Raw genomic sequence first — 25,512 nt, forward strand, 5'->3', positions numbered from 1 at the left:
CGCAAGGGTATTCCCATGTCTCAAGATCGTCGTTTCAGCTTCGAGTTCTTTCCGACCAAGACCGATGCTGGACATGAAAAGCTGATGAACACGGCTCGCCAATTGGCGACCTACAACCCGGATTTTTTCTCCTGCACTTATGGTGCGGGCGGCTCGACCCGCGACCGCACGATCAACACCGTGCTGCAGCTGGAGAGCGAAGTTAAAGTGCCTGCTGCTCCGCATTTGTCATGCGTGGGCGACAGCAAAGACGATTTACGTGGCCTGTTGGCCCAGTACAAAGCTGCGGGTATCAAACGCATTGTTGCGCTGCGTGGCGACCTGCCTTCGGGTATGGGCGTGGCCAGCGGCGAGCTGCGTTATGCCAATGATCTGGTGAGCTTCATCCGTGAAGAAACCGGCAGTCACTTCCATATCGAAGTCGCCGCTTACCCAGAGATGCACCCGCAAGCACGCAACTTCGAAGACGATATCTCCAACTTCGTGCGCAAAGCCCATGCAGGCGCCGACAGTGCGATCACTCAGTACTTCTTTAACGCTGACAGCTACTTCCGCTTTGTCGAGCGCGTGCAAGAAGCAGGCATCACAATCCCGATCGTGCCGGGCATCATGCCAATCACCAACTACAGCAAACTGGCGCGATTCTCTGACGCCTGTGGTGCTGAGATCCCACGCTGGATTCGCAAGCAACTCGAAGCCTACGGCGACGACGTGCAAAGCATTCAGGCATTTGGCGAACACGTGATCAGTGAAATGTGCGAACGCCTGCTTGAAGGCGGCGCACCGGGGTTGCACTTCTACACCCTGAACCAGTCTGAACCGAGCCTGGCGATCTGGAACAATCTCAAGCTGCCGCGCTGATCTAAACCCTGTAGTCGCTGCCTGCGGCAGCTGCTACGGGTGTAGCGCTTATCACGGCAAACCGTTGAGCAGCATGAAATCGGCGCGCCGTGATTGCTCTGTTATACTCCGGGCTTTCCGCCAGGCTTACGCCCGGCCGCTCGTCCTTGTACAAGGCATTCACTCTCGCTACTGCGCAGCTTCAGCCCGCGCGAGCGTTATGAATGGGCCTTCAGGACTGGAGCAGGACCGGACGGGATTGCGTCACCTTAAACGCCATTCACGCCAGGCAAGACTATCTCTTTGGGCCAAGCCCTAACTAAAACAGGATTACTCATGTCCTTTGCTTCCCTCGGTCTCTCCGAGGCTTTAGTCCGCGCCATTGAAGCTGCGGGCTATACCGAGCCTACTCCGGTGCAACAGCGGGCCATTCCCGCCGTGTTGCAAGGTCGCGATTTGATGGTTGCGGCTCAGACAGGTACTGGTAAAACCGGTGGTTTCGCTCTTCCGATTCTGGAAAAGCTGTTTCCCAATGGCCATCCGGACAAATCCCAGCGCCACGGCCCACGCCAACCACGCGTGTTGGTTCTGACTCCTACTCGCGAACTCGCCGCTCAGGTGCATGAGAGCTTCAAGCTCTATGCCCGCGACCTGAAGTTCGTCAGCGCCTGCGTGTTCGGCGGTGTGGGTACAAACCCTCAGGTTCAAGCACTGGCGCGTGGTGTTGACGTGCTGGTTGCCTGCCCGGGTCGTTTGCTCGATCTAGCCGGGCAAGGCAGTGTTGACCTGTCTCACGTTGAAATTCTGGTGCTCGATGAAGCCGACCGGATGCTCGACATGGGCTTCGTCCACGACGTGAAAAAAGTGCTCGCACGCCTGCCAGCCAAACGTCAAAACCTGCTGTTTTCGGCAACGTTCTCCAAAGACATCACCGATCTGGCCGGTAAGTTGCTGCGCAACCCGGAACGCATCGAGGTCACGCCACCGAACACCACGGTTGAGCGCATCGAACAGCGCGTATTCCGTCTGCCAGCCAGCCACAAGCGTGCCTTGTTGGCGCACTTGATCACCGCAGGTGCTTGGGAACAGGTACTGGTGTTTACTCGCACCAAACACGGCGCCAACCGTTTGGCCGAATACTTGGACAAACACGGCCTTACCGCTGTGGCCATCCACGGTAACAAGAGCCAAAACGCACGCACCAAAGCCCTGGCTGATTTTAAAGCCGGCGCTGTACGCATTCTGGTAGCCACCGATATCGCCGCTCGCGGGCTGGATATCGATCAGTTGCCACACGTGGTCAACTTCGAGCTGCCAAACGTCGATGAAGACTACGTTCACCGTATCGGTCGTACAGGCCGTGCCGGTCGTTCGGGCGAGGCCATTTCGCTGGTGGCTCCGGACGAAGAAAAACTGCTAAAAAGCATCGAACGCATGACCAAGCAGAAAATCGCCGATGGCGACCTGATGGGTTTTGACGCCAGCACGGTAGAAGCTGAAAAGCCTGAAGTTCGCGAGCGTCCAGATGTGCGTAACCCACGCAACCCGCCACGCGGCCCACGTGGCGACGGCCCGGGTAATGGCGGCGGCGGTGGCCGTAAAGACAAAGGCAAAGACAAGGGCAAAGAGAAGCCAGCCGCTGCACGCGGCGAGCGTCCTGCTCGTGATCAAAAGCCTCGCGAGGCTCAGCCAGCTCGTGAGCAACGTCAACCAACGCCTCGTTCAGACGCCAACCGCGCGCCAGACGAGTTCCGTGATGACGACGTAGACAATTTTGGTAACCGCGCTGATTACGTCAGCCCGTACCAGAACAAAAACAACCAGAGCCGTGGCCGCCGTCCGGGTGCTCCAGCGCCTGCTCAAGGCACGGGTGCAACACCGGGCGCTCGTACCGGCGGTCGTCAAAACGCTCCACGTACTGGCAGCGGCGCAACCACTGGCACCCCGCCAGCCAAGCGCAGCGGCCCACGCAATGGCGCACCTCGTGACGGCCAAGCCCGTCGCGACAACCGCCCGGCGCGTGACGATGCTCGCCAAGAGCCAGCGGTTAAAGGCCCACGCGAAAACCAGCCGAAGATCATGCACAAGGAGTCCAAAAGCGACCGCTTTCTGACTCCGGAGCAACTTGATCAACTGCCGAACCGCCCTCGCGGTGAAAAACCAGCGCTGTTGACTCGCAACCGCTGAGTTAGCACCGCACAAAAAAAACGCCCCGACTCGCAAGAGCCGGGGCGTTTTTGGTAGCGCCGAGTAATTAGGCGGCAATCGATAGCTTGAGCTTGTTCATCGCGCTTTTTTCCAGCTGACGAATACGCTCAGCCGACACATTGTACTTTTGCGCCAGGTCATGCAGCGTTGCTTTCTCTTCAGCCAACCAGCGCTGATAGAGAATGTCGCGGCTGCGGTCATCCAGCACTTCCAGCGCTTCATGCAGATTGCTGGTGGAGTTATCTGTCCAGTCAGCATCTTCGAGTTGGCGCGCCGGGTCATACCGGTGGTCTTCCAGATAATTGGCTGGCGACTGGAACGCACTGTCGTCGTCAGCTTCTGCTGCCGGGTCGAACGCCATGTCGTGACCGGTCAGACGGCTTTCCATCTCGCGTACTTCGCGAGGCTCTACGCCAAGGCTTTCTGCCACACGATGAACTTCTTCATTGTTCAGCCAAGCCAAGCGTTTTTTCTGGCTGCGCAGGTTGAAGAACAGTTTGCGCTGAGCTTTGGTGGTCGCGACTTTTACGATCCGCCAGTTGCGCAAAATGAACTCGTGGATCTCAGCCTTGATCCAGTGCACAGCGAACGAGACCAGACGCACCCCCATTTCTGGGTTGAAACGTTTGACCGCCTTCATCAGGCCGACGTTGCCTTCCTGGATCAGGTCTGCCTGAGCCAGGCCATAACCCGAGTAACTGCGGGCAATGTGTACAACGAAACGCAGGTGGGCGAGCACCATCTGCCGAGCCGCCCCCAAATCCTGCTCATAGTAGAGACTCTCGGCCAGTTCACGCTCCTGCTCCGGTGTCAGCAGTGGAATGCTGTTCACCGTGTTGACATAGGCCTCAAGGTTCGCACCAGGGACCAACGCATAAGCAGGTTGCAAAGAAGTGGTCATACGAAAAACCTCCTACTTTCATAACTCGTGCAGTTCAGCACTGCGAAAATTGACCAGGAACCACGAAAAAAGTTCCCAAATAAGCTGAAAAGGTCAATGGGTAAAAAGGACACTACTTAGGCGAAAGCTCACGTAAGTGACGCGCTACTGCAATCCATGCACCGATATACCCTAACAGCACTGCGCCAAGCAAGAGAGACAGACCATCGGCTACCGGCACACCGGCCAGCGCAAAATTGCTGCCATACAACCCGGCCAGCCCAACAACCGCGTCGTTGAGCCAGTTAAGGCCAAACGCCAATACACCCCAGGAAAGTATCCCGGCGCCAAAGCCATAAAGCGCACCCATGTACAGAAAAGGACGACGTACGTAGCTATCAGTCCCGCCGACCAATTTGATGACCTCAATTTCGGTGCGACGGTTCTCGATATGCAACCGAATGGTATTACCGATAACCAACAACAAAGCCGAGACCAGCAATACCGTCAAACCAAACACAAAACGATCACCCAGCTTCAGGATGGCCGCCAAGCGTTCGACCCAGACTAGATCAAGTTGCGCCTGTTGCACGGTCGGCAATTCGGAAAGTCGCTCACGCAAGGCCTCCAATGCCGCTTTATCAACCTCTTTGGGGGTTACCAGCACCACGCCCGGCAATGGGTTTTCAGGCAACTCTTTAAGCGCCTCGCCCAGCCCTGACTGCTGTTGGAACTCCTCAAGGGCTTTTTCGCGGCTGATAAACTCAGCGTCCGCGACCCCCGGCATACCTTTGATCTGATTACTCAGTTGCTCACCTTGTGAGCTGCTGGCTTCCATTTGCAGATACAGCGAAATCTGCGCCGCACGCTGCCATGAGCCGCCCAAGCGTTCAACGTTGTTGAGTAACAACGACAAGCCCATCGGCAAGCTCAAGGCCACAGCCATCACCAAACAGGTGAAAAAACTGCCTATCGGCTGTTTGCCTAGACGACGCAAGCTGTCTAGCAGGCTGGCGCGATGCGACTCAACCCAGGCATGAAACAACATGCCAAAGGTTGGGCCGTCGTCTTCGTCATGTTTTTTCTTCGGCGGCTGAGGGTCAGCAGCCTTGGGCGCCACCCGTTCAGAAACCTTGGAGCTGCGTGTTGCACTCATTGCCCAGCCTCCCCGTCGCCAATCAATCGGCCACGTTGCAAGGTGAGCATGCGGTGACGCATGCGTGCGATCAGCGCCAAGTCGTGACTGGCAATCAGCACGCTGGTGCCCAAACGGTTGATGTCTTCAAACACGCCCATGATTTCTGCTGCCAAACGCGGGTCGAGGTTACCGGTAGGTTCATCGGCCAGTAGTAAGGCTGGGCGATGCACGATGGCGCGAGCAATACCGACACGCTGTTGCTGGCCGGTGGATAAGTCGCCGGGGTACAGATCGGTTTTATCCGACAGCGCCACGCGCTCCAGCGCCGAATCAACACGTTTTATGATTTCAGCCTTGGACAGCCCAAGGATTTGCAGCGGCAGGGCCACGTTGTTAAAAACGGTGCGATCAAACAGCAATTGGTGGTTTTGGAACACCACACCAATCTGGCGGCGCAAAAAAGGAATTTGCGCGTTGCTGATCTGGCCCAGATCCTGCCCTGCCAACAGTAGCTTGCCGGTGGTCGGGCGCTCCATCGCCAGCAACAGGCGCAATAGCGTGCTCTTGCCTGCGCCAGAGTGGCCCGTCACAAAAAGAAACTCTCCGCGGCGCACCCGAAAGCTCAGCTCGTGCAGGCCCACGTGTCCATTTGGATAGCGCTTACCGACCTGCTCGAAACGAATCATGGACGCTCCCGCTCCGCAAATAGAGCCTGGACAAAGGGTTCGGACTCAAAATCACGTAAATCATCGATGCCTTCACCCACACCGATAAAGCGAATCGGGATATTGAACTGCTTGGCCAACGCGAAAATGACTCCGCCTTTGGCCGTACCATCGAGCTTAGTCAACGCCAAGCCCGTCAGGGCGACGGTTTGGTTGAATTGCTTGGTCTGGTTAATTGCGTTTTGACCTGTGCCCGCGTCGAGCACCAGCAACACTTCATGCGGAGCGTCTTCATCAAGCTTACCCATCACGCGGCGCACTTTTTTCAGCTCTTCCATCAAGTTGTCTTTGGTATGCAGGCGGCCAGCAGTGTCAGCGATCAGCACATCGATACCACGCGCCTTGGCCGCTTGCACCGCATCGAAAATTACCGATGCCGAGTCAGCGCCTGTGTGTTGGGCGATCACCGGGATGTTGTTGCGCTCGCCCCATACCTGCAACTGTTCAACTGCGGCTGCGCGAAAGGTATCCCCCGCTGCAAGCATCACTTTTTTGCCTTCCAGTTGCAGCTTCTTCGCCAGCTTGCCGATGGTGGTGGTTTTACCCGCGCCATTGACGCCCACCACCAAGATCACAAACGGCTTGTTCTGCGATTCGATTTTCAGGGGCTGTTCAACAGGCTTGAGCATGGCAGCCAGCTCATCCTGCAACGATTTGTAGAGTGCGTCGGCGTCGGTCAGTTGCTTACGCGCGACCTTCTGCGTCAGGTTCTTGATGATCACCGAGGTGGCTTCAACCCCCACGTCAGCTGTCAGCAAACGGGTTTCGATCTCTTCTAGCAGATCGTCATCGATGACTTTTTTGCCCAAAAACAGGCTAGCCATGCCTTCGCCGATACTGGCGCTGGTTTTGGACAGGCCTTGCTTGAGACGGGCAAAGAAACCAACCTTGGCCTCGGCAACAGGCGCAGGCTTAGTCACTTCAGGCTCAACAACCGGGACAGGTGCAGCCACAACAGGCGCCGGTGTTGGCACCACAATCGGTGCGACAACAGCAATCGGCTCTGGCTCTGGCTCTGGCTCTGGCTCTGGCTCAGCAAGCTCGATAACAGGCTCAGCCACAAGCACCTGAACCACAGGCTCTGGAATCGGCGGCACGATATGCGGCGCTTGTACGTCTTCAACCAGCGCAACCGGCTCTTCGGGAACCGGCAAAGGCGGCCAAGGCGTCGGCGCTGAAACAGGCGCGGGCGCAACAACGGGCTCAGGCTCAGCAATCACAACGGGTTCGGGCGCCGCTTCGAGCACCACAGGCGCAGGCTCGATCAACGGCTCAGGCGTGATTTCAGGGGCAGGGGCGGGCTGTTCAACGACGGGTTCCTGCGGCTTTCTGCGCAGCCATCCGAACAGGCCTTTTTTCTCGCCAGCCGCAGCTGGGTTCTTCTTGTCGTCGTTGGAACCAAACATGGAGGACGGCTATCTCACTGGTAGCGGCGCGCCACTGTGGCGCTCCGGCAAATAATATTCGATGCGCAACAGACTGTTTTTTGCTCAGCTTGTTCGCGCGCACTCTGTTGAGAGGGTAAAAAACACCTCACAAACTTCGTCTTAACTCGGGTCTGGAACGGAAAAATCGGCAAAAAAGCGAAATTTACCGGGATAAATCCACACTTGCGAGCGGGCTCCTATACTGCCCAACCAAACATCGTCTGATCGTCATTGGCTTGATAGGCGTGGCCGCCAGTAAAACGGATCAGTATCCTAGCACCTCCTCACCCGCAGACGCTAAGGCCAAGCGGGCAGCCCTACAGGTTTAAAATCGTATGAATGCTCTAGCCCGCCGCGCTGCTGGCCTGTTGCTCAGCACAGTTTTGCTTCCACTCTCCGCCTTGGCGGCCGAACCACAAGCGACCCACGAGTTTCGTCTGGACAACGGCCTGAAGGTTATTGTTCGCGAAGACCACCGCGCGCCCGTGGTGGTGTCTCAGGTTTGGTACAAAGTGGGTTCCAGTTACGAGACACCCGGTAAGACCGGTTTGTCCCATGCGCTTGAACACATGATGTTCAAAGGCAGTAACAAAGTTGGCCCCGGCGAAGCCTCATTGATCTTGCGCGACCTCGGCGCACAAGAAAACGCCTTCACCAGCGATGACTACACCGCGTACTACCAAGTGCTGGCCCGCGACCGTCTGGGCGTAGCCTTTGAGCTTGAAGCGGATCGCATGGCCAGCCTTCGCTTGCCGCCTGAAGAGTTCAAGCGCGAGATTGAGGTAATTAAAGAAGAACGCCGACTGCGCACTGACGACCAGCCCATGAGCAAAGCGTATGAGCTGTTCAGCGCAATGGCCTTCCCTTCCAGCGGCTATCACACGCCCACCATCGGCTGGATGGTCGATCTGGATCGCATGAGCGTTGGCGAGCTGCGCGCATGGTACGAAGACTGGTACGCCCCCAACAACGCCACATTGGTGGTGGTCGGTGACGTAACGCCGGACGAAGTCAAAGCCTTGGCCCAGCGCTACTTTGGCCCAGTGCCCAAGCGTGAAATTCCTGTCGCCAAAGTGCCACTAGAATTGGCAACCCCCGGCGAACGCCTGCTCAAGATCCACGTGCAGACCCAACTGCCGAGCCTGATGCTGGGCTTTAACGTGCCAAGCATTGCCACCGCCAAAGACCCCATCACGGCCAATGCCCTGCGTCTGATTTCAGCGTTGTTGGATGGCGGCTATAGCGCCCGCATGCCGACGCAACTGGAGCGTGGCGAAGAACTGGTGTCTGGCGCATCAAGCAGCTACAACGCGTTCACCCGTGGCGACAGCCTGTTCATGCTTTCTGCAATGCCGAACAGCCAGAAAAAAGTCAGCATGGCGCAGGCCGAAGCCGGCTTGTGGCGTTTGCTCGATGACCTGAAAAAGACCCCGCCGTCGACTGAAGAGCTGGAGCGCGTACGCGCCCAAGTGATTGCAGGTCTGGTCTATGAACGCGACTCGATCACAAGCCAAGCCACATCGATTGGCCAGCTGGAAACAGTCGGTTTGTCGTGGAAGCTAATGGACTCCGAGTTGGCCGATCTACAAAAGGTCACGCCAGCTGACATCCAGCAAGCCGCCCGCACCTATTTCACTCGCGACCGTCTCAGCGTTGCGCACGTTCTGCCCGAGGAGAAAACCCATGAGTGAGCGTAAAGCCCCCCGCTTCGCCCTGCTCGGTCTGAGCGCTGCGGTACTGGTCGGCGCACTCGGCTACTATTTCGCCAGCCCTGCCGTATCGGTTGCCAGCCCTGCGCTGGATCAAGCCAAGACTGAACAAAAACTTGAATCTTTGGCCGAGCTCGATGGCAAAGCCCCGAGCCATCGCGCGATGAACGTGCAAACCTGGAAAACCGCCGAAGGCTCCAAGGTACTGTTCGTTGAAGCGCGGCAGTTGCCGATGTTCGACCTGCGCCTGACCTTCGCGGCCGGTAGCAGTCAGGATGAAAACACCCCAGGGTTAGCTTTGCTGACCAACGCTATGCTCAATGAAGGCGTCGCTGGCAAAGACGTAGGCGCTATTGCCCAAGGCTTTGAAGGCTTGGGCGCAGACTTTGGCAATGGCGCTTACCGCGACATGGCCGTTGCCTCGTTGCGCAGCCTGAGCGATGTCGATAAACGCACACCGGCGCTGAATCTGTTTGCCGAAGTTGTGGGCAAACCTACCTTCCCGGCCGACTCGTTGGCGCGCATCAAAAACCAGTTACTCGCCAGTTTTGAGTTCCAAAAGCAAAACCCCGGCAAACTGGCCGGCGATGAGCTGTTCAAGCGCCTGTACGGCAACCACCCTTACGCTCACGCCAGCGACGGCACAGCCCAAAGCATTACGTCGATCACCATCGACCAGCTCAAAGCCTTTCACAACAAGGCTTACACCGCTGGCAACGCGGTTATAGCGATCGTTGGCGATCTGTCTCGCGAAGAAGCTCAAGCCATTGCCGCGCAAGTTTCAGCCGCGTTGCCTAAAGGCCCTGCGGTGGCCAAAACCGCGCAACCGGCTGAGCCCAAAGCCGGCGCCAACCATATTGAGTTCCCTTCCAAGCAAACGCATTTGCTGCTAGCCCAATTGGGCATTGACCGGGACGACCCGGACTACGCCGCACTGTCGCTGGGCAACCAGATTTTGGGGGGCGGTGGTTTTGGTACGCGCTTGATGACCGAGGTGCGTGAAAAACGCGGCCTGACCTATGGCGTGTACTCAAGCTTTAGCCCGATGCAGGCCCGTGGCCCGTTCATGATCAATCTGCAAACTCGCGCCGAACTGAGCGAAGGCACGCTCAAACTGGTGCAAGACATTTTGGCTGACTACCTGAAAAACGGTCCGACGCAAAAAGAACTCGACGATGCCAAGCGCGAACTGGCGGGCAGCTTCCCGCTGTCGACTGCCAGCAACGCGGCCATCGTCGGCCAACTGGGCGCAATGGGCTTCTATGATTTGCCTTTGGACTATCTGGAAACCTTCATGCAGCAGTCTCAGAACCTGACTACCGAGCAGGTCAAAGCCGCCATGAACAAGCACCTGAGCGCCGACAAAATGGTCGTGGTGACCGCCGGCCCAACTGTGCCGCAAAAACCACTGCCACCTCCTACCGACAAACCTTCAGAGCAACCTCTTGGGGTTCCGGAGCATTAATGGCAAAGCCAAAAAACACATCGCACTCAGGTGCGGGTCAGTTACGCATCATTGGCGGGGAATGGCGCAGCCGCAAGCTGGACTTCCCCCATGTAGAGGGCCTGCGCCCTACGCCCGATCGCGTGCGTGAAACCCTGTTCAATTGGTTGGCCCCCCACATAGGCGGCGCCAAGGTATTGGACGTATTCGCAGGGAGCGGCGCGTTGTTCCTTGAGGCGCTGTCTCGCGGCGCAGCCAAAGGTGTGGCACTGGACAGCAATCGCGATGCCATCTCCAACATCCGCGAGAACATGGGCATCCTGCGCTGCACTGTGGGCGAAGTTCAACAGACCGACGCGCTGCGTTTTCTGGACGCCACCCCAAGCGATACCTTTGATGTGGTGTTCCTTGACCCGCCGTTCCACAAAGACTTGCTCAAGCCTGCGTGCGATCTGCTGGAGCAGCGCGGCTGGCTGGCCGACGACGCGTGGATCTACACCGAAAGCGAACAGCGCCCATCGGAGCTTGGCTTACCGGCCAATTGGCGTCTGCACCGCGAGCAAAAAGCGGGCGGCGTGAATTACACCCTGTGGCAACGCGAGGCCGCTGCGGCACCACTGGCGCAGTAACCGACACCTGCGAGCGCAATTAGGCCCAGCACCCAAGGGTATCTATGTACCGCACCCGCCTGGCCTCGCAGGTTCAACCTGTCCTGACGTTTAACCGTCAGGACACTCACCATGAACCACTCCCTCGCCGGGGTCGCACTCGGCCTTATGATGCAGCCGTTGTTGGCATTCGCCGACAGCCCCCCTGCCACTCATCAATTCACGCTGGATAACGGCCTCAAAGTCATCGTTCACGAAGACCATCGTGCCGCCGTGGTCAACTCGCAGCTTTGGTATCACGTTGGCGCAAGCTACGAACCGCCGGGCCAATCCGGGCTTTCACACGCCCTTGAACACATGCTTTTCCACGGCAGCAGCAAGCTGTGCGCAGGGGAGTCAGAGCAGATTTACCGGGGGCTGGGCGCAATAGACAATGCCGCCACGTTGTATGACGCCACCATCTTCTACCAAACTTTGCCGCCTCAAGCCTTGGGTGTCGCGCTAGAGGTGATGGCCGACCAGATGAACACCGCGCACCTGACCGACACCCACTGGGTGGCGGAGCGCGAAGTGATCAAAAATGAACGCAGTGAAACCGTCGACAACACACCCAACCAACGTGCGCTCGAAATCTCGCGCCGCATCGCCTTCCCGGCCAGCGCTTCCGGCAGTTCGCTGATTGGGTGGATGCACGACCTTGAGCGCATGCACGTCACAGAGCTGCAACAGTGGTATCGCAATTGGTATGCACCCAACAACGCCACGCTGGTTGTGACCGGTGCAATTGGCGTTGAGCAAGTCAGAACCTTAGCCCAGCGCTACTTTGGCCCGATCGCCCGGCGCGAGTTACCCGTGGTCAAAATCCCGCTCGAATTACCCACCCCTGGCGAGCGCTCTGTTACTCAGCGCATCAACCATCAAATCCCGATGTTGAACATGGCGTTCAACGTCCCGAGCCTTAGCACGCAAACCGACCCACGCACAGCGCCCGCACTTAAACTGCTGAGCGAGCTACTGGGCGGCGGTAACAGCTCAGTGCTCAAGTCCAAGTTAGTGCGTGGGAGCGAGCTTCTGATCGGGGCAACGACCCATTACGACGGCATCAAGCGTGGCGATGAGTTATTCATCATTGCAGGCATGCTCAATGTTAAAAAAACGACCTCTCTGAGCCAGATGAAAGACCGGATTGTGGCCGAGATCGAAACACTGAAAAAAACACCTCCCTCGATCGAAGACCTTGATCGGGCGCGCACAAGAATCATTGCCCAGCATATTTTTAGCCGTGACGACCTAGAAACACTCGCCTTCCATTTAGGCAAACTGGCTATCGCAGGGTTGCCCTTAGAGCAAGACGAACAATGGGTAGCGCTACTGAAAACCATCACCCCCGAAGACATTCAGCACACGGCCCAAACGTTCCTCAACCGAGACCGACTCACCACAGGCTACTTAGTTGCCAAGGAGACTCGCCATGACTAAGTACATAGTCGCCCTGTTGTTCACATTATTGGCTGGCACCCAGCACGTTTGGGCACAACACGCCCCTGCTTCCACCGCCCGCCTGCAATCACTGAATGAACTGTCTGAGCCCACAAGCCCCCAAGCCTCGCCCAAAATCACCGCTTGGAAGCTCAAACAAAACACTAAAGTGCTGTTTGTTGAAAACCACGCCTTGCCGATGATCGACGTGAAGGTCAGCTTTGCCGCGGGCAGTCAGCAAGATGGCGATTCACCCGGGATCGCCGCGATGATGCTAAGCCTGTTCAATGAAGGCACCGCCCTCAGGGACGCCACTTCATTGGCAACAGGGTTTGACCGCCTTGGCGTGGAGCAGCATAACGATATCGACCGAGAACAAAGCCACCTGAGCCTGCGCAGCTTGAGCACCCCTGATGTTTTACAGCCCGCATTGCAGTTGTTCACCGAAATGCTCGCTCAACCGGGCATTAGCGCAGACGCCATAAGGCGGGTTAAAAGTGAGCTCATTACCCAATTGCAACTGGAGCAAGATGCTCCAAAATCTCACGCACTGACGCTGATCTACAACGAACTGTATCCAGACCAACCGATTGCACATTCGATGTATGGCTCCGTCGACAGCTTAGAGCGTATTGATGAGGCGCAATTACGGGCTTTTTACCGCCGCGCCTACACCGCTACAAACGCACAGATAGTCATCGTCGGCGATCTCACCGCAGAACAAGCGCAAACCCTCAGCCAAGCGCTGGCCGATGCCTTGCCTTCAGGGCCGGCGCTGGCGCTTCCTCAGCTACTTGCCGGGCCAAAGGCCTCAGGCAAGACGCTGCACGTCGAGAATGATTCGACCCAAAGTTTGCTGGTGCTGGCTCAAGCCGCTCTGCCCAATCAGCATCCTGATGCGCTCACCACCCGCGTGGGGCATCTGATTTTCAGCCTGATGCTGAATGCGCAACTGCGCGAGAAGCACAGCGTTACCTATGGCGTGCTCTCGAATGTTTCACACGCCCAAGGCCTGACGCCTTGGGTCATTGATCTCAATACACCGTCCCAGTACAGCCTCAGTTCAATGGCCTACATCAAGGCTCGATTTGCTCAGTTTCTGGAACAAGGGCCAACTGACAAGGCGTTAGAAGAGGTCAAACAGTACGTCATGCGTGCGCAACCTCAGTACACAGTCAGCAATAAGAGCATGCTTGAAGAAATATCACTGATGAGCCGTTTCAACCAGCCTCTGGATTTCACTTACAAGGCACAACAAATCGAAAAACTCACGAGCGCTCAGGTAAAAGCGGCCATGCAGCGTCACTACAGTGCCCAAGGCTGGGTTAGCGTGACGGCCGGGCCAAACGCCGAGCAATTGCCGTTGCCTGTCACGATGGCGCCTGAAGTGTTAGCCGAACACAGTTGCCGAGCAAACCTTTGAACAGCCCGCCGTCACGTTGCAAACACTTGGGCATGCGCTCTGGTTATGGCAACTTACGCACCGCGCCGTATCAGTCACCCGATGAGAATCTAAGTGCCCTGCTCAACTAACCACGCCACAACGCTTCAACCGTTCACGCCCGCATTCGGTCTCAGCAACCCCCATATGCAAACGCTCTGGGGGCCGCTGTGGCGCACCAAGCCTGTGATTGAGCATCAACGTGAGCGGATATGGCTCGATGATGGCGACTTTTTGGATCTGGACTGGCACGGCACACCCACGGCCTACAGCCCAGTGGTGCTGGTTTTACATGGCCTGACCGGCTCCTCGGGTTCGCATTATGTGCTGGGCCAGCAAAAGGCACTCGCAGCCCAAGGCTGGACCAGTGTTGCGGTTAACTGGCGCGGTTGTTCTGGCGAACCCAACTTGCTGGCCCGCAGCTACCACTCGGGGGCCAGCGAAGACATGGCCGCTGCTGTGGCGCATTTACGCGCCAAGCACCCGTTGGCGCCGCTTTATGCCGTGGGTTATTCGCTGGGGGGCAATGTGCTGCTCAAGTATTTGGGCGAGTCCGGGGCCGACAGTGGCCTGCAAGGCGCTGTCGCGGTGTCGGTGCCGTTTCGGCTGGACCAATGCGCCGACCGCATTGGTCAGGGCTTTTCCAAGGTGTATCAGGCCCATTTCATGCGCCAGATGCTGGCCTACCTCAAAGACAAGCAGCGCCAGTTTCAGCACGATTCCAGGCATGAAGGCCTGGCGACACTGGCCAAGCTCGGCGCCATAAAAACCTTGGCCAAGATGCGCACTTTTTGGGAGTTCGACGACAAGGTCACGGCCCCGCTCAATGGTTACTTGAGCGTCAACGACTATTACCGCCGCGCCTCCAGCCGCTACTTTCTCGGCGCTATTGATACCCCCACTTTGATCATTCAGGCCGAAGACGACCCGTTTGTGTTTCGCCACAGCATCCCCGAAAACCACGAACTGTCGGCCAGCACGCAGCTTGAGCTGCATACACAAGGTGGGCATGTGGGGTTCGTTGGCGGGTCGCTGAAAACGCCGAGGTATTACCTTGAACAGCGTATCCCGCAGTGGCTGGCAAGTGTGCGGGCCGAGCGCACGTAATGAACGGCGAGCAAGGTGAATCCATCCGTTTCTGGCAAGCGCCGCCGCTCACGGGCGTCGAGCTGCTGACGGCGCGATACATCGAGCACCGCTTTGTGCCCCACGTACATGATGGTTTTGTCATCGGCATGATCATGTCGGGGGCTCAACGCTATCGTTATCGAGGCGCAGAGCACCTGGCTGCCAGCGGCACACTGGTTTTGATTAACCCGGATGAAGTTCACAACGGCCACAAAGGCCATGATGCCGGCTGGCGTTACCGGGCGTTTTACCCTGATAACGCACAGATGCAGCGCTTGCTCGAAGAGCTCGGGCTGCCCAACACCCACTTGCCAACATTCAACGAAACACTGTTGCATGACCCTGACTTGTTCAATGGCTTGTGCCAATTGCACCAGTTACTTGAAGGCCCGGCGTCGGCGTTGCATCAGCAAACTGCGTGGCGGCAGGTGATGCTGGCCTTGCTGAATCGGCACGCCCGCCTGCCGGCACCCGCAAAGCCCGGCGTTGAACACCGCGCAGTCAGCCAAGCCAAAGAACTGCTCCAAGCCCGACTGGCAGAACCGCCCTCACTGGAAGAGTTGGCAGCGGCGGTCAATGTGTCACCGTTCCATTTTGCGCGAGTGTTTCAGCGAGCAACGGGGATGCCGCCGCACACGTGGTTGATGCAACAACGCATCGCCCATGCGCGGGCGTTACTGCAAAAAGGCTGCCTACCGCTACAGGTAGCCACGCAACTGGGCTTTGCCGATCAAAGCCACCTGAGTCGGCAGTTCAAAAAAGTGTATGGCGTTGGCCCTGCCGCGTATCGAGCGGCCAGCGCCAACAGCCTGTTGTTGCCCCGATAAGCGCCCGGCTTAATCTCCCGTGGCCACACCGCGTGCCGGGTCGTTAATCCACTCGCTCCAGGAGCCCGCATAGAGCTTGCCCAACGGGTAACCCGCCAGGCTCAAGGCGAACAAGTTGTGGCATGCCGTGACCCCAGAACCACAATACGCCACCAGCTCATCAGGTGAGCGCCCCTTGAGTTGCTCGGCGAAACGCTGCTTAAGCTGCTCGGCAGGCAAAAAACGCCCATCGCTGTCGAGGTTGGCGCTGAATGCGGCACATTGCGCCCCCGGAATATGACCTGCAACCGGGTCAATAGGCTCAACCTCGCCACGAAAGCGCGGCTGAGCGCGAGCGTCAATCAGGGTCAAACCAGGGTCGCCCAAGCGCTTTTGCAACTGCTCGGCGCTCAGCAGCAAATGGTTGTCAGGTTGGCCCTTGAAAGTCCCGTGCTGCGCAACGCTCGCATCCAGGCTCAGCGGGTAACCCGCGCCATGCCAAGCCTTGAGGCCGCCGTCCAACACAAACACGCCGTCGCGCTTACCCAGCCAAGCTAACAACCACCATGCACGGGCGGCGAAAGCACCCGGGCCGTCGTCGTACACCACCACATCGCTGTCAGCGTTAATGCCCCATGTGCGCAAGCGCTCAAGCAGCGTGTGCGGGTCAGGCAAGGGATGACGCCCTGTCACGCCTTTAACCACTGGCCCGCTCAAATCACGCTCAAGGTCAGCAAAGTGCGCGCCTGCAATGTGGCCTTCGGCATAGCTGCATCGGCCATAGTCCGGGTCTTCCAGAGCAAAACGACAGTCCAGAATTACCAGACCGGGCTGCTCCATACGTTCATGCAGGGCTTGCGGGCTGATCAGTTGCGCAACGGGCATAGTGAACTCCTGAGAGGGATGAAAGGCAGTTAGTGAACGTGCATCGCGTCTTCCAGAGGCACGTAGTAGTCCTTGATTAACTCATCGACTGCTTCGCGGGCCTGATCCGTGACAAAACCAGACTCCAGCACCAGCAGTTGATACACCCCGCGCTTAATGGCCTGCTCACTGAGCTGGTCGCTGTTCTCACGGGTGGTGCACAGAAAGCTGACCCACGAAGTCAGAATGATCCACGCATTCAAGGTCAGCGACTCGATTTGCAACGGCGTCATGTTCAACACACCCGCCTCGACAAACCCGGCATAGATCGCTTGGGCTTGGGCCAGGCAGTTTTGGGAAAAACGACGATAACGAATCGCCAGCTCACTGTCGCTGTGCAACAAGTGCTCAATGTCGCGGTACAAAAAACGGTAGCGCCACATCGCGTCCAGTAGCTGTTGCAAGTAAAACCGCTTGTCTGCCACATCCGGGGCACGGCCTTCGGGCAGGCGCAAGAAGCTCATTACCAGCGCTTCATATTCGTTGAACAGTACCGAGATGATCGCTTGCTTGTTGGGGAAGTGGTAATACAGATTGCCCGGAGAGATCTCCATGTGGGCCGCAATGTGATTGGTGCTGACACTGCGCTCGCCTAGCTGGTTAAACAATTCCAGACTGCTGTTAACAATCCGCTGGCTGGTTTTTATTCGGATGGCCATGGGCTTGAGCTTAAATTAATAACGAGAGGCATCTTACGACCTAAACCCCGGAGCAATAAATACTCTGCAATTCGGCCCCCTGATTGACAACATAGAGCAATAGCTCTAGAAACGATCCAGCTCCAAAAAAAACCTATAAAAAGAGTCCACGCCCTCCTGGAGCGAACCATGTCTATCGACCACGCCCCTCATCACGCCAACGCACACGCGTCGGGCGATCTCAGCGCCCTGTTCGAGGCACAGCGCAAGGCTTACGCCGCTCATCCCTCTCCTACGCTTGCGCAGCGCCAACTGTGGCTCAAGGCCTTACGTCAGCTTTTAAGTCAGGAGCGTGAGGTATTAATCGACGCCATCAGCCAGGACTTTAGCCACCGCAGCCCCGACGAAACTCTGTTTGCCGAGTTAATGCCCAGCCTGCACAGCATTGATTACACCCTCAAACACCTAAAACACTGGATGAAACCTTCGCCACGCCGGGTCGGTGCAGTGTTTCAGCCAGCCAGTGCCAAAGTGATTTACCAGCCATTGGGCGTGGTCGGGGTCATCGTGCCGTGGAACTACCCGGTGTTTCTGGCAATAGGCCCATTGATTGGTGCGCTGGCCGCGGGCAATCGGGTAATGCTCAAACTCAGCGAGTTCACCCCGGCCACAGGGCGCCTGCTCAAGGATTTACTGGAGCGTATCTTCCCCGAAGACAGGGTGGCCGTGGTGCTGGGCGAAGCCGATGTGGCGGTGGCCTTTTCCGGTCTGGCGTTTGATCACTTGTTATTCACCGGCTCCACCCACGTTGGCAAGCTCGTGATGCGCGCCGCCGCCGACAACCTGACCCCCGTGACGCTGGAGTTAGGCGGTAAATCACCCGCGATCGTGTCAGCCGATGTGCCGCTCAAAGACGCGGCCCAACGCATTGCCTGGGGCAAGACGCTGAACGCGGGCCAAACCTGTATTGCCCCAGACTACGTGCTAGTGCCGCAAAACCGGGTCGAGGGTTTTGTTGAGGCTTATCGTCAGGCCGTCCACGGGTTTTATCCAACCCTGATCGACAACCCGGACTACACCGCCATCATCAGCGAACGTCAAGTGGCACGGCTTGAAGGCTTGCAGAGCGATGCCGTCGACAAAGGCGCGCGGGCAATTGCGTTGTACGACCAAGGCCAAGGGCGCCGCATGCCGCACACCTTGCTAGTGGATGTGAGCGACGACATGCAGGTGATGCAAGAAGAGATTTTCGGCCCGCTGCTACCCATCGTGGTCTACTCCGATCTGGATCAAGCGCTGGCCTATATCAATGACAGGGCACGTCCTTTAGCGCTCTATTACTTCGGTTACAACAAGGCTGAACAGCAGCGGGTCATACATAACACTCATTCGGGTGGCGTGTGCATCAACGAAACACTCCAACACGTGGGTGTCGAAGACATGCCCTTTGGCGGAGTCGGTCATTCGGGCATGGGCCATTACCACGGCCATGAAGGCTTTTTGACCTTCAGCAAAGCTAAAAGTGTATTGATCAAGCAGCGTTTGAACAGCTCGGCATTGGCCTACCCGCCCTATGGGCGGACGCTGGTGCGTTTGATCCAAAAACTGTTTATTCGCTAATCACTACGCCAACCATTCTTTGCTGTCAGCCGGTGAGCCTTGCCCATGCCTGATCCTTGCGTTGAAACACTGCTGTCGCGTCGTGGTGCTCTAAAAATCGGCCTATGCGCCAGTGCGTTACTGGCCACTGTGGGGTTAGGCGCCAGCTTGAGCGGGTGCTCGTCCAGCGATAAAGCGCAGGGCTTTGCTGTTTTACGCAGCAGTGATTTGCCCTTTTTGCGCACGCTGATCCCCGTGATGCTCAGCGCCAGTGTCACCGAGGCGGCCATGCCAAGCGCAGCGGATGCGACCCTGCACAGGCTGGACGACAACCTCAATCACCTGTCGCCCGAACTGCTGAAGCTGACTCAACAACTGTTCGACGTGCTGGCCATGCCTGTCACACGAGGCCCGTTAACGGGCATTTGGGGACGCTGGGAAACCGCCAGCCCCGAGCAAGTTGGGCAGTTTCTCGATCGCTGGCAAAACAGCAGCCTGAGCCTGCTGCGTATGGGGCATGGCTCGCTCACCCAACTGGTGATGATGAGTGGCTACGAAAGGCCGGAGTTATGGGCTCATTGCGGGTATCCCGGCCCGCCAAAGATATAAAACGCCATTCAGAGCGCACGATACACCTGACACGTCACGACATCGGATTTCACGACGGCGATTACACATCACCGCTGGCCCAACAATAATAATTTTGCTCATGGAAATCGCACATGCCCGTACCCGACCCATTCCGTGAAGGCTTGGCCCGAGGTTGGAAAACCTATGATGGCTCACAACTGGAGCATGATCTGACCCTTGAAGCGGACGTCGCCATCATCGGCAGCGGCGCGGGAGGTGGCACCACGGCTGAAATCCTCAGCGCGGCGGGCCTCAAGGTTTTGTTGATCGAAGAAGGGCCACTCAAAACCAGTAGCGACTTCAAGCTGCTGGAAGGCGAGGCTTACACCAGCCTGTATCAGGAAGGCGTTGGGCGCATGAGCAAAGACGGCGCCATCAGTATTCTGCAAGGCCGGGCGGTGGGCGGTACAACACTGGTCAACTGGACTTCCAGCTTCCGCACGCCAGCGCAGACCCTTGAACACTGGGCTCGCGAGCATGATGTGGCAGGCCACAGCACTGAGCAAATGGCACCTTGGTTTGAGCGCATGGAACAACGCCTCGGCATTGCGCCGTGGCTTGTGCCGCCCAATGCCAATAACGAGGTGATCCGCACGGGCTGCGAAAAGCTCGGGTACAGCTGGCATGTGATCCCGCGCAATGTGCGCGGCTGCTGGAACCTGGGCTATTGCGGCATGGGCTGCCCGACCAACGCCAAGCAATCAATGCTGGTGACCACCATTCCCGCCACCCTCGAAAAAGGCGGCGAGCTGCTGTATTTGGCACGGGCACAACGCTTGTTGATCAGTGGCGGCCAGGTCACCGGGCTCGAATGCCAAGGCATGGACAGCCGCTGCGTCGTGCCCAATGGTCGGACGATCAAGGTCAAGGCCCGGCATTACGTGCTGGCGGGCGGCGGTATCAATACGCCCGGCTTGTTGTTGCGCTCTAACGCACCCGACCCGCACAAGCGGCTCGGCAAGCGCACGTTCCTGCATCTGGTTAACTTCTCGGCAGGGCTATTTCCTACCGTTATCAACCCGTTTTATGGTGCTCCGCAGTCCATTTACTCCGACCACTTTCAGTGGAAAGACGGCACTACCGGGCCAATGGGCTACAAACTTGAAGTCCCCCCCTTACACCCGGCGCTGGCTGCTACCTTGTTTGCGCGCTTTGGCGAAAACAGTGCGCAAGTGATGTCGCAGTTGCCCAACACCCACATGATGCTGGCATTGATGCGTGACGGTTTTCATCCGCACAGCCCCGGCGGCAGTGTCGAATTGCGCAGTGATGGCACTCCGGTGCTCGACTACAGCCTCACGCCTTATGGCTGGGAAGCCCTCAAGCGTGCGTTCCACAGCATGGCCGAGATTCAATTTGCAGCAGGCGCCTCAGCTGTAATGCCGCTGCACAGCGATGCCCGGTACATGCGCACCTTGGGTGAAACCCGTGATCGAATCGACAATTTGCGCCTTGAGTTGTATCAAACCCGCTTGGCCAGTGCCCACGTCATGGGCGGTTGCGCAATGGGCGAAAATGCCGAAATGGCCGTCACCGATAGCCTGGGCCGCCATCATCAATTGAGTAATGTATCAATCCATGACGGCTCTTTATTCCCCACCAGCATTGGTGCCAACCCGCAATTGTCGGTGTATGGGCTCACCGCCAAACTCGCCACGGCACTGGCCGAACGCCTGAAAAAATCATGAAAAACGACTTAACTTGCTACGTCTATAGTGCTTTCTTCTGCGAATGGCGACTTGGCCGACCGGGAATGCTGCGATACCATCCGACTCCCCAACGGATTCCCGCCAGGACGACGCGATGAACCGAGTGTTGTACCCAGGTACATTCGACCCTATTACCAAGGGCCATGGCGACCTGGTCGAACGCGCTTCGCGCTTGTTCGATCACGTGATCATCGCCGTCGCTGCCAGCACCAAGAAAAACCCGCTATTCCCTCTGGAACAGCGCGTTGAGCTGGCTCGCGAAGTCACCAAGCATCTGCCCAATGTTGAAGTGGTCGGCTTCTCGACGCTGCTCGCGCACTTTGCCAAAGAACAGAATGCCAATGTATTTCTACGCGGCCTGCGAGCGGTGTCGGACTTCGAATACGAGTTCCAGTTGGCGAACATGAATCGTCAATTGGCACCCGATGTCGAAAGTTTGTTCCTCACACCGTCTGAGCGTTATTCGTTCATATCGTCGACATTGGTGCGTGAAATCGCAGCATTAGGCGGCGATATCAGCAAGTTCGTGCATCCAGTCGTTGCTGATGCTCTGACCGAGCGCTTTCGCAAGCAGTAACCGCTGAAGCGGCGCCCGCGTGCACTGCGGGCGCCAATGCGGCACAATTGCCGCATTCGATTTCAGTTGCCCGGGCCGACCGCCCCGGCAGGAGTACCCATGTCCCTGATCATCACCGACGATTGCATCAACTGCGACGTCTGCGAACCCGAGTGTCCGAACGCTGCTATTTCCCAGGGCGAAGAGATCTACGTGATTGACCCCAATCTGTGTACACAGTGCGTGGGCCATTACGATGAGCCGCAATGCCAGCAAGTGTGTCCGGTTGACTGCATCCCACTGGATGAAGCCCACCCGGAAACCGAAGAACAACTGATGGCCAAGTACAAAGCGATTACCGGTAAAGCCTAAAAAATCGCAGGCTACGCCAGCTCCTACGTTTTATCTGTGGGGGCGGTGGCGCAGGCTGCGATCTTTTGGTCTTTGTTGCTCAAACGCTTGGGTCAGGTCTGGCAGCGCGGGCAGAACACACTGGCGCGTTGGCCTAGTTTCATGTCACGCAGTTCAGTGCCGCAAACTTTGCACGGCTCATAACCCCGCCCGTACACAAACAGCTCTTGCTGGAAGTACCCCGGCTGGCCATCCCCGCCAATAAAGTCGCGCAAGGTAGTACCGCCTCGCTCAATGGCAGCGGCCAGAATTCGTTTGATCTCGATTGCCAGCTTCAAATACCGCGCCCGTGAAATGCTCTTGGCTTCGCGGCGCGGATCAATGCCCGCTGCAAACAATGCTTCAGTCGCATAAATATTGCCGACGCCCACCACCACCGCGTTGTCCATGATGAACGGCTTAACCGCCATCGAACGTTTGCGCGACAGTTGAAACAATCGCTCACCATCAAACAAGTCAGTCAGCGGCTCTGGCCCGAGCCGTATCAGCAATTCATGGTTGAGCGGGTCATGGCTCCACAGCATTGCGCCAAAACGCCGGGGGTCGGTGTAGCGCAAGGCCAGCCCCGATTCCAGCTCGATGTCCACGTGCTCGTGTTTGGCCGCTGGCAACCCGGCCTCCACGAGCCGCAAATTCCCCGACATGCCCAAGTGGCTAATCAGGGTGCCGACTTCAGCATTGATCAACAGATACTTGGCGCGCCGCTCGACCAGCACAATCTTCTGCCCCGAAAGGCGCACGTCCAGGTCTTCAGGGATCGGCCAACGCAAGCGTCGCTCGCGCACAATTACCCGGCTGACACGCTGCCCTTCCAAATGCGGGGCGATGCCACGGCGCGTAGTTTCAACTTCAGGTAATTCAGGCATGCAAGGCTCCTGCGGGGGAAAACCTAGTGAGCACCCAATTCGCGGATGCTTTCTTTAAGGTTCTCAAAGTCGTATTCGGACAGGCCAATGTAGTCGAGCACCAAGTGACTGATGCTGTTCCACTCATGGTCTGCGCGCTGGTTGCCCAACACTTTGTGTGAAGCACAAATGTGTTCGGCCATCTTGAGAATCGCCAGCAGGTTTTTCAATTGGCTGTTGCGCGTGGTCTCGTCGCTGAAAATCGCCAGCGCGTTGTGGTGATTGGCGATTGCGTGGGTCAGGTGCTCGGGCAGACGCCAAGACTTGGCCGTGTAATAACCGACCACCGCATGGTTGGTGTTGAAGTGTTTGTTTTCGGTGTCAACCACCCGGCTGCCGGGGCCTGCGGCGGCGTAAGCCTGTTCCAGCACACTGATGTAATTGGGGAAGCGCTGGAGCATCAGCGGAATGCCGCAATCGTGGAACAACCCCAGGGCATAGGCCTCATCAACCGCCTGCGAACCCGTGCGTTTGGCCAGCGTCATGCTGGTCATGGCCACGTCTTGGGCGGTGTCCCAAAAACGGTTGAGGGTCACGATGGTCTCATCGCACATCTCGCCCTTGATCGATTGCGCGTTGATCAAGTTGATAATGGTGCGGCTGCCCAACAGCGTGACGGCCCGCTGAATAGAGGCAATTTTGTTGGTTAACCCGTAATACGGCGAGTTGACGATTTTCATCAACGCCCCTGACAAACCGGGGTCTTGGGCGATCAAGCGCGCGATCACTTCCAGATCCGGATCGGGCATGTACTGCTCCATCTGCAAATCCACCATGATTTGCGGTTGAGGCGGCACGCTAATGCCTTGCAGCGCTTGGCTGATCTGTTCGGATGAAAGCTCTGGGGGCATGACGACACACTCTGGAATAGCTGGCGATTCTAACGGAATTTTCAGCACCATTGGGCACGTAATCCGACGCAATGCGACGAATCAGCCACGCCTCAAGGTCGCGTCTAAGGCTATAATCGCGCCCTTTTCAATACCCGGAGCGACGTCATGTCCCTGCCAAGCCTGCGCCTTAAAGCCAATGCCGATCGACGCCTGCGCGCCGGCCACTTGTGGGTCTACAGCAACGAAATTGATGTAGCCACCACCCCCCTTAACGGCTTCAAGGCCGGCGACCAGGCCGTGCTCGAAACAGCCGGCGGCAAACCGCTGGGCATCGTGGCAATGAGCCCGAACAACCTGATCTGCGCACGCTTGCTGTCGCGCGACATCAAGCTGCCATTGGACAAGTCGCTGCTGGTGCATCGTCTGAACATGGCGCTGTCTCTGCGTGAGCGCCTGTTCGACAAGCCTTATTACCGTTTGGTGTACGGCGATTCCGATTTGTTGCCGGGTTTGGTCGTTGACCGTTTCGGCGACATTTTGGTGGTGCAACTGGCTTCCGCGACCATGGAACAGCACAAAGACGACGTGATCGCCGCACTGGTGCAAGTGCTCAAGCCACGCGGCATCTTGTTCAAAAACGACTCGGCCGCTCGCGACGCTGAAGGCCTTGAGCGTTATGTCGAAACCGTCTTCGGCCTGGTGCCTGAGTGGGTTGCACTGGAAGAGAACGGCGTGAAGTTCGAAGCACCTGTCATGGCCGGCCAGAAGACCGGCTGGTTCTACGACCACCGTATGAACCGCGCCCGCTTGGCCCCTTACGTCAAAGGCAAGAAGGTTTTGGACCTGTTCAGCTACATCGGCGGCTGGGGTGTTCAGGCTGCGGCTTTCGGCGCCAGCGAAGTCACCTGTGTTGACGCTTCGTCGTTCGCACTGGACGGTGTTGAGCGTAACGCCGCGCTGAACGGTTTTGCCGAAAAAGTTACCTGCATGGAAGGCGATGTATTCGAAGCCCTCAAAGAACTAAAAGCCAACGAAGAGCGTTTTGACGTGATCGTGGCGGATCCGCCAGCCTTCATCAAACGTAAAAAAGACCTGAAAAACGGCGAAGGCGCGTACCGCCGCCTGAACGAGCAAGCCATGCGTCTGCTCACCAAGGACGGCATTCTGGTCAGCGCATCGTGCTCGATGCACCTGCCAGAAGACGACCTGCAAAACATTCTGCTGACCAGCGCCCGCCATCTGGATCGCAACATCCAGCTGCTGGAACGTGGCGGCCAAGGCCCGGATCACCCGGTTCACCCGGCCATCGCTGAAACCCGCTATATCAAAAGCATCACCTGCCGTTTGCTACCAAACAGCTAAGCAAAACCTGTAGCCGCTGCCGACAGGCTGCGTCCGATTACGAAGCGATCGTAAGTTCTGAGAGTGCGAATTACCCGCACCCTCAGACTCAACGACGGCTACGCCGCCGGAC

23 protein-coding genes are annotated in these 25,512 nt (G+C 57.5%); 15 read left to right on the forward strand and 8 right to left on the reverse strand.

Annotated features, from left to right (window positions below; translation table 11 throughout):
* Window positions 1-15: 15 nt before the first annotated feature.
* Entirely contained in the window at window positions 16-861 is an 846-nt protein-coding gene (gene metF, locus ACZRJQ_RS09445) for a methylenetetrahydrofolate reductase [NAD(P)H] (protein ID WP_463978097.1), read from the forward strand.
* A gap of 315 nt (window positions 862-1,176) precedes the next feature.
* The gene (locus tag ACZRJQ_RS09450; protein WP_463978098.1) at window positions 1,177-3,027 is read left to right on the forward strand and encodes a DEAD/DEAH box helicase; all 1,851 of its coding nucleotides are present in this window, start codon (window positions 1,177-1,179) and stop codon (window positions 3,025-3,027) included.
* Window positions 3,028-3,094: 67 nt separating this feature from the next.
* Here ACZRJQ_RS09450 and rpoH read toward each other — a convergent pair whose 3' ends face one another.
* The 4 genes from rpoH to ftsY form a co-directional block, all read right to left on the reverse strand.
* Entirely contained in the window at window positions 3,095-3,949 is an 855-nt protein-coding gene (rpoH, locus tag ACZRJQ_RS09455; protein WP_463978099.1) for an RNA polymerase sigma factor RpoH, read from the reverse strand.
* Between the two features lie 112 nt (window positions 3,950-4,061).
* On the reverse strand, window positions 4,062-5,084 hold the full coding sequence (gene ftsX / locus ACZRJQ_RS09460; RefSeq protein ID WP_463978100.1) for a permease-like cell division protein FtsX: 1,023 nt from the start codon (window positions 5,082-5,084) through the stop codon (window positions 4,062-4,064).
* Window positions 5,081-5,752 carry a cell division ATP-binding protein FtsE gene (gene ftsE / locus ACZRJQ_RS09465; RefSeq protein ID WP_463978101.1) on the reverse strand — a complete coding sequence of 224 codons (672 nt, stop codon included), beginning with the start codon at window positions 5,750-5,752 and terminating at the stop codon, window positions 5,081-5,083. Before ftsE ends, ftsX begins: the two co-directional genes overlap by 4 nt.
* A complete protein-coding gene (gene ftsY, locus ACZRJQ_RS09470; RefSeq protein WP_463978102.1) occupies window positions 5,749-7,197 on the reverse strand; it encodes a signal recognition particle-docking protein FtsY in 1,449 nt (482 codons plus the stop codon). Before ftsY ends, ftsE begins: the two co-directional genes overlap by 4 nt.
* A gap of 356 nt (window positions 7,198-7,553) precedes the next feature.
* On the opposite strand from ftsY, the gene ACZRJQ_RS09475 reads away from it, so the two are divergent.
* From ACZRJQ_RS09475 to ACZRJQ_RS09505, 7 genes are all read left to right on the forward strand, one after another.
* On the forward strand, window positions 7,554-8,909 hold the full coding sequence (locus ACZRJQ_RS09475) for a M16 family metallopeptidase (protein ID WP_463978103.1): 1,356 nt from the start codon (window positions 7,554-7,556) through the stop codon (window positions 8,907-8,909).
* Window positions 8,902-10,392 carry a M16 family metallopeptidase gene (locus ACZRJQ_RS09480; RefSeq protein WP_463978104.1) on the forward strand — a complete coding sequence of 497 codons (1,491 nt, stop codon included), beginning with the start codon at window positions 8,902-8,904 and terminating at the stop codon, window positions 10,390-10,392. The genes ACZRJQ_RS09475 and ACZRJQ_RS09480 overlap by 8 nt, the downstream gene beginning before the upstream one ends.
* The gene (rsmD, locus tag ACZRJQ_RS09485; protein WP_463978105.1) at window positions 10,392-11,000 is read left to right on the forward strand and encodes a 16S rRNA (guanine(966)-N(2))-methyltransferase RsmD; all 609 of its coding nucleotides are present in this window, start codon (window positions 10,392-10,394) and stop codon (window positions 10,998-11,000) included. Before ACZRJQ_RS09480 ends, rsmD begins: the two co-directional genes overlap by 1 nt.
* Before the next feature lie 111 nt (window positions 11,001-11,111).
* A complete protein-coding gene (locus ACZRJQ_RS09490; RefSeq protein WP_463978106.1) occupies window positions 11,112-12,458 on the forward strand; it encodes a M16 family metallopeptidase in 1,347 nt (448 codons plus the stop codon).
* Entirely contained in the window at window positions 12,451-13,881 is a 1,431-nt protein-coding gene (locus ACZRJQ_RS09495) for a M16 family metallopeptidase (protein ID WP_463978107.1), read from the forward strand. Before ACZRJQ_RS09490 ends, ACZRJQ_RS09495 begins: the two co-directional genes overlap by 8 nt.
* 93 nt (window positions 13,882-13,974) lie before the next feature.
* Window positions 13,975-15,006, forward strand: coding sequence for a hydrolase (locus tag ACZRJQ_RS09500; protein ID WP_463978108.1), 1,032 nt, complete (start codon window positions 13,975-13,977; stop codon window positions 15,004-15,006).
* Window positions 15,006-15,854: an AraC family transcriptional regulator gene (locus ACZRJQ_RS09505; RefSeq protein WP_463978109.1), complete on the forward strand. Its 849-nt coding sequence runs from the start codon at window positions 15,006-15,008 to the stop codon at window positions 15,852-15,854. The genes ACZRJQ_RS09500 and ACZRJQ_RS09505 overlap by 1 nt, the downstream gene beginning before the upstream one ends.
* A 9-nt stretch (window positions 15,855-15,863) precedes the next feature.
* Here ACZRJQ_RS09505 and ACZRJQ_RS09510 read toward each other — a convergent pair whose 3' ends face one another.
* Both ACZRJQ_RS09510 and ACZRJQ_RS09515 read right to left on the reverse strand, forming a co-directional pair.
* Entirely contained in the window at window positions 15,864-16,718 is an 855-nt protein-coding gene (locus ACZRJQ_RS09510; protein WP_463978110.1) for a sulfurtransferase, read from the reverse strand.
* Window positions 16,719-16,747: 29 nt separating this feature from the next.
* Window positions 16,748-17,416, reverse strand: coding sequence for a TetR/AcrR family transcriptional regulator (locus ACZRJQ_RS09515; RefSeq protein WP_463978111.1), 669 nt, complete (start codon window positions 17,414-17,416; stop codon window positions 16,748-16,750).
* A gap of 168 nt (window positions 17,417-17,584) precedes the next feature.
* Between ACZRJQ_RS09515 and ACZRJQ_RS09520 the strand changes: the two genes are divergently transcribed.
* From ACZRJQ_RS09520 to ACZRJQ_RS09540, 5 genes are all read left to right on the forward strand, one after another.
* A complete protein-coding gene (locus ACZRJQ_RS09520) occupies window positions 17,585-19,015 on the forward strand; it encodes a coniferyl aldehyde dehydrogenase (RefSeq protein WP_463978112.1) in 1,431 nt (476 codons plus the stop codon).
* 45 nt (window positions 19,016-19,060) lie between these two features.
* Window positions 19,061-19,603, forward strand: coding sequence for a twin-arginine translocation pathway signal protein (locus tag ACZRJQ_RS09525; protein WP_463978113.1), 543 nt, complete (start codon window positions 19,061-19,063; stop codon window positions 19,601-19,603).
* 113 nt (window positions 19,604-19,716) lie between these two features.
* Window positions 19,717-21,312 carry a GMC family oxidoreductase gene (locus ACZRJQ_RS09530; protein WP_463978114.1) on the forward strand — a complete coding sequence of 532 codons (1,596 nt, stop codon included), beginning with the start codon at window positions 19,717-19,719 and terminating at the stop codon, window positions 21,310-21,312.
* A 115-nt stretch (window positions 21,313-21,427) separates the two neighbouring features.
* On the forward strand, window positions 21,428-21,910 hold the full coding sequence (coaD, locus tag ACZRJQ_RS09535) for a pantetheine-phosphate adenylyltransferase (RefSeq protein ID WP_463978115.1): 483 nt from the start codon (window positions 21,428-21,430) through the stop codon (window positions 21,908-21,910).
* 99 nt (window positions 21,911-22,009) lie between these two features.
* On the forward strand, window positions 22,010-22,261 hold the full coding sequence (locus ACZRJQ_RS09540) for a YfhL family 4Fe-4S dicluster ferredoxin (RefSeq protein WP_004419756.1): 252 nt from the start codon (window positions 22,010-22,012) through the stop codon (window positions 22,259-22,261).
* A 92-nt stretch (window positions 22,262-22,353) separates the two neighbouring features.
* Here ACZRJQ_RS09540 and mutM read toward each other — a convergent pair whose 3' ends face one another.
* Both mutM and ACZRJQ_RS09550 read right to left on the reverse strand, forming a co-directional pair.
* Complete coding sequence (mutM, locus tag ACZRJQ_RS09545; RefSeq protein ID WP_463978116.1) at window positions 22,354-23,166, reverse strand: bifunctional DNA-formamidopyrimidine glycosylase/DNA-(apurinic or apyrimidinic site) lyase; 813 nt, start codon at window positions 23,164-23,166, stop codon at window positions 22,354-22,356.
* A gap of 23 nt (window positions 23,167-23,189) precedes the next feature.
* Window positions 23,190-24,002 carry an HDOD domain-containing protein gene (locus tag ACZRJQ_RS09550; RefSeq protein WP_463978295.1) on the reverse strand — a complete coding sequence of 271 codons (813 nt, stop codon included), beginning with the start codon at window positions 24,000-24,002 and terminating at the stop codon, window positions 23,190-23,192.
* 201 nt (window positions 24,003-24,203) lie between these two features.
* Between ACZRJQ_RS09550 and ACZRJQ_RS09555 the strand changes: the two genes are divergently transcribed.
* Window positions 24,204-25,400 carry a class I SAM-dependent rRNA methyltransferase gene (locus tag ACZRJQ_RS09555; protein WP_463978117.1) on the forward strand — a complete coding sequence of 399 codons (1,197 nt, stop codon included), beginning with the start codon at window positions 24,204-24,206 and terminating at the stop codon, window positions 25,398-25,400.
* Window positions 25,401-25,512 lie beyond the last annotated feature (112 nt).

It is taken from the genome of Pseudomonas sp. E315, assembly GCF_055406205.1.